Consider the following 7,703-nt stretch of genomic DNA (forward strand, 5'->3'; position numbering starts at 1 on the left):
TAACCACACCGGGCCGGGTAGGGCTGGGCCGACCGGACCGGCAGGGCTACAGCGAGACCGGCCGCAGTCCGGTGCCGGTCGCCTCGGTGACGAAGAGGTCCTGGGTGACCCGGCCGCTGTCGTCCAACGTGACGGTGCCGCGCGGGAGTTGGAAGCTGCCGGGGCGCATCGCCTCGGCGATCAGCCGCGGTTCGTCCGCACCGACCCGGCGCGCGGCGGACCACCAGATGTGCGCCGCCTCGAAGACCGACTCGCTCAAAGTGGACAGCGGCGGGGCCCAGCGGCCGTACGCCTCCCGGTAGCGGTGCAGCAGTACGGCGTTGCCGGGCGACGCGAGTTGCTCGACGTAGCCGGAGACGGCGTACAGGCCGGGCGCCGCGTCGGCTCCCACGTGCTCCAGAGTGGACTCGTCCATGGCCGGTGCGAGCGTGACGCACCGCTCGCGCAGGCCCATCGCGTGGCACTGGCGCTCGAACGCGGCAGCGTCCGCGCCCACGAACGTGGACAGCACGATGTCCGCGCCCGAGGCCGTCACCGCGTCGATGACCTGGGTGAAGTCGCGGGTGCCCAGTGCGGCGTACCGCTCCCCCACCACCCGCGCGCCCGATCGCGGCAGGATGCGACGGGCGGCCGCGTGCGTGCTGCGGGGCCAGCAGTAGTCGTTGCCGGCCAGGAACCAGCGCTTTCCGCCGGCCGCCCGCATCAACGGCCTTACGGCTGCGGCCAGTTGGCCCTCGTGGTGCTCGCCGAGCTGGACGCGCAGCGGGCCGGTGCCGCCGCCCTCGTTCATGTGCGGCTGGATCAGGAGCACTTCGGTCCCGGCGAGCGCCCGCGAGACCGCGAAGTAGGTGGCGGAGGTCGTGGCGACCAGGATCGTCCGGCAGCCGGCCCGGACCAGCCGCCGGGCCTCGGCGACACCGACCGCCGGGTCCGAGGCGTCGTCCCCGACCACCAGCTCCACCGGCCGGCCGCGCACCCCGCCCTCCGCGTTGATCTCCTCGACGGCGAGCATGGCCATGTGGTCCGTCGCGGCCCCGAACATGCTCCCCAGGCCCGACTTGCTGTTCAGCAGGCCGAGCCGCGCGTTCGGATTCAGCGCGGCCCCGTGACCGGCCGGCAGGCCGCGGCGGCGCATCAGCCACTCCAGCCCGGCCTCGTCGAGTTCGGCGAACAGCCGGACCCTCGTTCCGCCCCGGTCGGCGTCGAATCGCAGCTTGATGCGGCCCCGCCAGGGCTGGTCGTGCACGATCTCGATACGGCCGCCCTGCCCGGCGTGGCCGCGTGCCGGCGACGGCGGCCGTGCCTCGGTGATCCGGCCGATGATCTCCACCTGGTCGGCGACCGGGCCGCCGAGCGGAGCGCCCATCCGCACCACCGCGCCCGCCGCGACCCGGTCGCACACGGCGTCGAAGACCCAGCCCGCACCCGCGCCCGCGCCGAACAGGCCGAACGTCGTGACGGGCGATGCGTCGGTCCATTCCTCGGCGGGCAGCAGGAGTGCGGCCATCACGTCACCTCATGCGGTCATCCGGCGGACCGGCTGTCCTGGATGTCGGCGTCGGTGGCCGCGGCCTCCGTCGCGGTGGCGGCGCGCCCGGCGTCGGCGAGCGCGCCCTGGAACAGCGCCTGCAGCGTCGCGATGACGTCACGCGCGGGGCCGGCCGGGTCGATCGAGTAGTGCCGGAACCGGCCCGCCTTCCGCTCGGTCACCAGGCCGGCGGCACGCAGGACACGCAGATGGCTGGAGACTCCGGTACGGCCGATGCTGGTGATCCGCTCCGCCAGCTCCCCCACGGTGCACTCCTCGCGCTCGGCCAGCACGCCCAGGATCTGGCGGCGTACGGGGTCGGCGAGCGCGTCGAACGCCAGGTCTGCGGGCACCTGTGTTCGCCCCCTCCATAGGTCAGCGACGGTTGACATGTGCCAGCGTAGTCGAGGGTGCCGGACCGCTGTGCGGAGCCGCCCGCGTGGTCGTGACACGCAGGTCGGCCCGGCGTATCTCCAGGACCTCGCGGTACGGCAGCACAGTCCAGCGGTCGTCGGGCTGCGGAATGCCGCTGGAGGCTATGACCACCCGGTCCTCGTCGACGCGGTAGCGCAGCCGGAAGAAGTCGGGGCCGCGCCGCCTGCTGACCTCGGACTCCGGGTCCTCGTCGGCGTACGCGTACAGGGCGTCCTCGGTGAGCAGCAGGCAGTTGAGGCTGGCGTAGGCGGCGGCCCGTTCCCGGACGTCCGCCGCGGCCCGGGCGAGCGCGTCGGCGGGCCCCGTCTCCCGCAGCAGGGTCAGCACGCGCAGGAAGTACCGCTCGGAGTCGGTGCTCCCGGCCGCCCCGGCCAGCAGTTCGGGAGCGATCAGTTCGTCGAGGGCGTCGTACGGCGTGAAGTACCCGTTGTGCGCGAAGGCCACGGTGCCGACCGTGAACGGGTGGGTGTTGCCGGGGACGACCGGCAGCCCCGGGCTCGCCAGCCGCAGGTGCAGCAGGGCGGCGTCGGTGACCGTGCCGGCGAGGGTCCGCCCCCAGGAGTCGGTCCCGGCGGCGGGCTCAATTCCCTTGACGACCAAGGGGCTTGACCCGCTCCCCTGCCCGGCGGCGATGCCCCAGCCGTCACGGTGCTCAAGGCTCAGCTCGGTGAACGGCCCGACCAGACCGTCAAGCGCGGTGTCGAGCGGCAGGGGGGCGCGGGTGACCACGCCGAGCAGACGGCACATGCCGGTTCGCTCCTTCTCTCACATTGCTTACGATTCTTCTCGCACGCCGGTGTCAGGCGCGACGCGCTTCCAGCCATGAAGCGGCCCCGGACAGCGCCGAGTTGACGGCGATGAAACAGGCCGCGGCGACCAGGTAGGTGGACAGCACGGCGTGGTAGTACTCGCCCAACACCTTTGCCTGGTGCAGGAGTTCGAGGTAGCTGACCACATAGCCCAGCGTCGAGTCCTTGAGCAGCCGCACCAACTGGCTGACCAGCGCCGGGCTCACCGCCCGCAGCGCCTGCGGGAAGACCACGCCCGACATGGTCTGACGGTGTGTCATACCGAGGCTGTACGCGGCCTCCGTCTGTCCGCGCGGCAGGCTCAGCACCCCCGCCCGGAAGATCTCGGCGACGACGGCCGCGTTGCCCAGCACGATGGGGATCACCAGCTGCCAGAAGACCGGGAACGTGAGACCGACTCCGGGCAGCCCGAACAGGAACACGTACAGCAGGAGCAGCAGCGGGACGGACCGGAACAGTTCGACGTACGTCCGGGCGAGCGCGCGTGTCGGCCGGTTGCGGGCCAGCCGGCCAAGGGCCACGATCCCGCCCAGCGGGAAGGCGAGCGCGGCGGCGACCGCGGTGACCAGCAGGGTCTGGCCCAGCCCGGACAGCAGGAAGCGGATGATGGGCCACTCGCCGAACATCCGCCACTGGTCGGCGTCGAGCTGTCCGTGCGCGGCGAACTGCCGTACGGCGAAGGCGAGTAGGGCGGCGAACACGGCCAGGGAGACGGCCGTCGCGATCCTGATCCGGCGCCGGGCGCGCGGTCCGGGCGGATCGAAGAGGAGGTGGATGTCGTCGCGCCGAGCTTTCGTGAGCTGCTTCATCGGGCCACCGCCAACTTCCGTTCCACGCGCCCCGCGACGAGGCCGGACGTGAGGGTGAGGGCGACGTAGACGACCGTGGTGAGGGCGAAGCTGGTGAGCGGCTGGTCGTAACGGAGTGTCAGGAACTCTGCCTGGCCGGTGAGTTCGGCGACGCCGACCGCCGCCGCCAGTGAGGTGCTCAGCGCGCAGCCGATGAAGATGCTGCCCAGCGGCTGCACCATCGGGCGTACGGCCTGCGGCAGGATCACATGGCGCAGACACTGCCCGAAGCCGAGTCCGAGCGCCCGGGCGACCTCGGCCTGGCCGCGCGGTACGGCCCGTACTCCGGAGCGCACGACCTCGCACACGAACGCGGCCCAGTACAGGGCCATCGCCGTGGTCACGGTGGCGAACAGCGGGTACAGCAGCCCGAGATCGGGCAGTCCGAACACGAACAGCACGAGCAGGACGAGGAGCGGGATGTTGCGGAAGACCGTGACGTACCCGGCGCCGAACGCCCGCAGGGGTGCCACCGGGCAGATCCGCAGCACCGCGACCACGAGGCCGCCCGCGACCGCGCCCGTGAAGGTGAGCGCGGTCATGGCGAGCGTCAGCAGCAGCCCTCGCCCCAACTGCCCGGCGACGGCGTCGACATGGGTGAACATGGGCTCGGTCAGCTGCCCTCGACCGAGCCGACCACCGGCGGCTTGGGCGCGGCACCGGTCACAGCCGTGCCCAGCGTCGCCTTCCACAGCTTCGCCCACGCGCCACTGGCCTCGATCTTCTTCAGCCAGGCGTCGACGAACGTCTTCATCTCCGGGTCGGCCTTCGGCGTACCGATGCCGTACGGGTCGGTGGTGAAGGGCTGTCCGACCACCTTGACCGACGGGTCGCGGTACTGCGTGCCGACGAGGATCGCCTGGTCGATCACATAGGCGTCGGCCCGGCCCTGCTTGACGGCCTGTACGCACTGGCTGTTGCCGTCGAAGAGGATCACCTTCGACTTCGGGGCGAAGTCCTTGATGTCGTTGGCCGCCGTCGAACCGCTCTGCGTGCACACCGTCTTGCCGTTGAGATCGTCCACCGCCTTGATGGCCGTGTTGGCCTTCTTGACGAGGATCGCGTCGCCGGAGGAGTAGTACGGCCCGGCGAAGTCGACCTTCTTGGCCCGCTCCGGGGTGATCGAGTACGTGGCGAACACCGTGTCGACGGTGCCGTTGCGCAGCAGTTGCTCACGGGTGGCCACGCTGACCTGGACCAGCTTGGTGCTGGTCCTCCCGGTGATGTACTTCGCGAGCATCGCGGCCAACCCCGCGTCGAATCCGGTGAGTTCGCCGGTGACGGGGTCCTTGAGCGAGAAGAGCGCGGAGGTGTCGGTGCCGCCGACGATCAGCGTCCCGCGCTTCTTGATCTTCGCCATGAGGCTGCCGGCCGGTATCTGACCGGCGGGCGCGACGGGCGCGACGGCGAGGATCTCGTCGTAGGTCTTCGAGGCGTCCGCGGCGGCGGAACCGGACGAACCGGAGGCGGCCGGCAGGGTCGCGGACCCGCCGCAGGCGGTGAGGGTCAGGGCGAGCGCGGCCGTGGCGGAGGCGGCACCGAGGGCAGGGCGGGGCCGGGACAGTCTCATCGGGCGGAATCCCTTTCGTCATTGCGCGAATGCGGGGAGAGGAGCGGCGAATACGCGATGCAGCGAAATCAGGGTGCGGCGGTTGCCGGACTCAGTGGCTTCGATGGTCTCGACGGCTTCAGTGGCTGAGGACCTTCGACAGGAATTCACGGGCCCGTTCGGTGCGGGGCGCGTCGAAGAATTCGTCGGGGGTGGCGGTCTCGTGGACGCGGCCCTCGTCGAGGAAGACGATCCGGTCGGCGACCCGTCGTGCGAACCCCATTTCGTGGGTGACGACGAGCATGGTCATCCCGTCGGCCGCCAGTGCGGCCATGACGTCGAGCACCTCGCCGACCGTTTCCGGGTCCAGTGCCGAGGTCGGTTCGTCGAAGAGCAGCACCTGCGGGTCCATCGCCAACGCCCGTGCGATGGCGACCCGTTGCTGCTGCCCGCCGGACAACTGCGCGGGCCGGGCGTCCGCCTTGTCGCCGAGTCCGACCCGGTCGAGAAGCTGCCGGGCCCGCTCGTCGGCCTCCCGACGGGAGAGTCCGCGCACGCGGATCGGGGCGAGGGTGATGTTGTCGAGCACGCTGAGATGCCCGAAGAGGTTGAACGACTGGAAGACCATCCCCACCCGGGCCCGCAGCCGCGCGAGTTCGCCTCCCTCGTCGGGCAGCGGAACGCCCGCCAGGCTGATCACTCCGGAGTCGACGGTCTCCAGCCGGTTGACGCACCGGCACAGCGTCGACTTCCCGGAACCGGACGCGCCGAGCAGGACGACGACCTCGCCGGAGTGGATGTCGAGGTCGATGTCACACAGCACATGGTTTTCCCCGAAGTGCTTGTTCACTTTTTCTATACGTACGAGAACCTCAGGCACGCGATCAGCATCGTCGGCGCCGCTCTCCGGCGTCCAATTCGAATGTCACCCGGAATTAATAAAGGCTCTTTATGCTTGCCCGATGTACGACCCCCGACAGTTGCAGGTCCTGGCCGAGGTCGCCCGCACCGGCACCTACACGGCCGCGGCCGACGCCCTCGGCTACACGCAGCCCGCGATCAGCTATCAGATGCGGATGCTGGAGCGGTCGGTCGGTGCCCCCTTGGTCACCCGTCGCGGGCGGGGCGTCCAACTCACCCCGGAGGGCCGCGCGTTGGCCCGCCACGCGGGAACGGTGCTGGCCGCGCTGCGCACCGCCGAGGACGAACTGGCCGCGCTGACCGCCCCCGAGGCCGGCCGGGTCCGCCTGTCCGCGATGCAGAGCAGCTGCGTCAGCCTGGTCCCCCGCGCGCTGGGCACCCTCCGCCGGACCCGTCCGGAGCTGGAGGTCACGGTCACCCAGGCCGAGTGCCGCGTCTCGCACGGTCTGTTGCTGGAGGGCGCGGTCGAGCTCGCGGTGATGTGCGATCTGGATTTCAGGGAGCTGGACTTCAGGGAGAAGGACAAGGAGAGGGACCGGGAGCGGGACACGGAGACGGGCGGGGAGACGGGGACGGGCAGGGAGACGGAGGCGGACCGGTCCGACAGCACAGGCGGCACGCCCGACAGCACAGGCGACCCGTCCGTAGCCGTGGACCCCCGTCTGCGCCGCGTCCCACTGCTCACCGACCGCCGCTGCGTCCTGCTCCCTGCCGACCATCCGGCCGCCGCCTCGCCCACGGTGTCGTTGGCCGACCTCGCGGGCGAACGCTGGGTGCTGGAGTCCGGGCGTACCCGCTTCCTGGCCGCGTGCCGCGACGCCGGGTTCGTGCCCCGGATCGCCGCCACCGCCGACGACCAGCTGACCCTGCACAGCCTGGTCGCCAACCGCATCGGCCTCGCGGTCATGAACGAACTCGGCGTGACGGCCCACTGCGACCCCCGGGTCGTCGCCCGCCCTCTCGCCGACTGGCCGGTCCGCCGGGTCTTCGCCCTGCTCTGGCCGGACACCCTGCGCATCCCCGCGGCCGCCGCCCTCCTTCACGCACTGCGCGACACGGCCGGGCCGCCGTGACCGGGAGCGGCCCAGCGAGATCGTGCGCCGCTCCGTCATCACGGCGCTCGCTGAACAGGGTGACGTGATGCGTCTGCCGGTCCGGCGCTGCCAGGCCGGCCTCCTTGGCCGGTGACGCTCCGCGCCCCTTCGTCAAGATCCTCGCATCCCTGCCTGGCCGCCCCGCACGCCCTGGAACTGGACGCCGGCAAGGCAGAATCGGCCGTGGAGACGGCGGGCGAAAAGCCCAAAGCCTCCTCGCCGGAGCGGGGAGGAGGGTGGTTCGGCCATGGCGGAGACCGAATCACCCGCGCCGCCCCGTACCCTTCGTGGTGTCCACGGCGTCACATAGCGGGCGCCAAACCACTGGAGGCAACACCACCGTGCTGATCGCTCAGCGTCCGTCCCTGACCGAAGAAGTTGTCGACGAGTTCCGCTCCCGGTTCGTGATCGAGCCTCTGGAGCCGGGCTTCGGCTACACCCTCGGCAACTCCCTCCGTCGGACCCTGCTGTCCTCGATCCCGGGTGCGGCGGTCACGTCCATCCGGATCGACGGTGTCC

General features: G+C 71.2%; 8 protein-coding genes and 1 pseudogene. 2 read left to right on the forward strand and 7 right to left on the reverse strand.

The genetic code is table 11. The features are described from left to right. Positions 1 to 46 precede the first annotated feature (46 nt). The 7 genes from SPR02S_RS16950 to SPR02S_RS16980 all read right to left on the reverse strand — a co-directional run bounded on the left by SPR02S_RS16950 (position 47) and on the right by SPR02S_RS16980 (position 6,049). Positions 47 to 1,507, reverse strand: a complete 1,461-nt coding sequence (locus SPR02S_RS16950; RefSeq protein WP_019058175.1) for a substrate-binding protein — start codon at positions 1,505 to 1,507, stop codon at positions 47 to 49. Between the two features lie 17 nt (positions 1,508 to 1,524). Next, positions 1,525 to 1,881: an ArsR/SmtB family transcription factor gene (locus tag SPR02S_RS16955; protein ID WP_019058176.1), complete on the reverse strand. Its 357-nt coding sequence runs from the start codon at positions 1,879 to 1,881 to the stop codon at positions 1,525 to 1,527. Positions 1,882 to 1,903: 22 nt separating this feature from the next. Continuing rightward, positions 1,904 to 2,710, reverse strand: a complete 807-nt coding sequence (locus SPR02S_RS16960; RefSeq protein ID WP_019058177.1) for a class II glutamine amidotransferase — start codon at positions 2,708 to 2,710, stop codon at positions 1,904 to 1,906. Positions 2,711 to 2,762: 52 nt separating this feature from the next. Then, entirely contained in the window at positions 2,763 to 3,581 is an 819-nt protein-coding gene (locus tag SPR02S_RS55850; protein WP_019058178.1) for an amino acid ABC transporter permease, read from the reverse strand. Beyond that, on the reverse strand, positions 3,578 to 4,225 hold the full coding sequence (locus SPR02S_RS16970; RefSeq protein WP_019058179.1) for an amino acid ABC transporter permease: 648 nt from the start codon (positions 4,223 to 4,225) through the stop codon (positions 3,578 to 3,580). The genes SPR02S_RS55850 and SPR02S_RS16970 overlap by 4 nt, the downstream gene beginning before the upstream one ends. Positions 4,226 to 4,233: 8 nt before the next feature. Next, complete coding sequence (locus SPR02S_RS16975; protein ID WP_019058180.1) at positions 4,234 to 5,190, reverse strand: glutamate ABC transporter substrate-binding protein; 957 nt, start codon at positions 5,188 to 5,190, stop codon at positions 4,234 to 4,236. 118 nt (positions 5,191 to 5,308) lie between these two features. Further along, positions 5,309 to 6,049 carry an amino acid ABC transporter ATP-binding protein gene (locus SPR02S_RS16980; protein ID WP_043258314.1) on the reverse strand — a complete coding sequence of 247 codons (741 nt, stop codon included), beginning with the start codon at positions 6,047 to 6,049 and terminating at the stop codon, positions 5,309 to 5,311. A gap of 82 nt (positions 6,050 to 6,131) precedes the next feature. On the opposite strand from SPR02S_RS16980, the gene SPR02S_RS63135 reads away from it, so the two are divergent. Together SPR02S_RS63135 and SPR02S_RS55855 are read left to right on the forward strand one after the other, a co-directional pair. Then, on the forward strand, positions 6,132 to 7,163 hold the full coding sequence (locus SPR02S_RS63135) for a LysR family transcriptional regulator (RefSeq protein WP_019058182.1): 1,032 nt from the start codon (positions 6,132 to 6,134) through the stop codon (positions 7,161 to 7,163). Between the two features lie 362 nt (positions 7,164 to 7,525). Further along, positions 7,526 to 7,703 (forward strand): annotated as a pseudogene (locus SPR02S_RS55855) (DNA-directed RNA polymerase subunit alpha); the annotation flags it as partial.

Origin of the sequence: Streptomyces prunicolor NBRC 13075 (assembly GCF_000367365.1) — a bacterium.
Classification (GTDB): domain Bacteria; phylum Actinomycetota; class Actinomycetes; order Streptomycetales; family Streptomycetaceae; genus Streptomyces; species Streptomyces prunicolor.

Bases quoted from the DNA above. Each gene is read 5' to 3' on its own strand.
- SPR02S_RS16950 (WP_019058175.1), bottom strand. From the start codon at position 1,507: ATGGCCGCACTCCTGCTGCCCGCCGAGGAATGGACCGACGCATCGCCC.
- SPR02S_RS16960 (WP_019058177.1), bottom strand. From the start codon at position 2,710: ATGTGCCGTCTGCTCGGCGTGGTCACCCGCGCCCCCCTGCCGCTCGAC.
- SPR02S_RS55850 (WP_019058178.1), bottom strand. From the start codon at position 3,581: ATGAAGCAGCTCACGAAAGCTCGGCGCGACGACATCCACCTCCTCTTC.
- SPR02S_RS16970 (WP_019058179.1), bottom strand. From the start codon at position 4,225: ATGTTCACCCATGTCGACGCCGTCGCCGGGCAGTTGGGGCGAGGGCTG.
- SPR02S_RS16975 (WP_019058180.1), bottom strand. From the start codon at position 5,190: ATGAGACTGTCCCGGCCCCGCCCTGCCCTCGGTGCCGCCTCCGCCACG.
- SPR02S_RS63135 (WP_019058182.1), top strand. From the start codon at position 6,132: ATGTACGACCCCCGACAGTTGCAGGTCCTGGCCGAGGTCGCCCGCACC.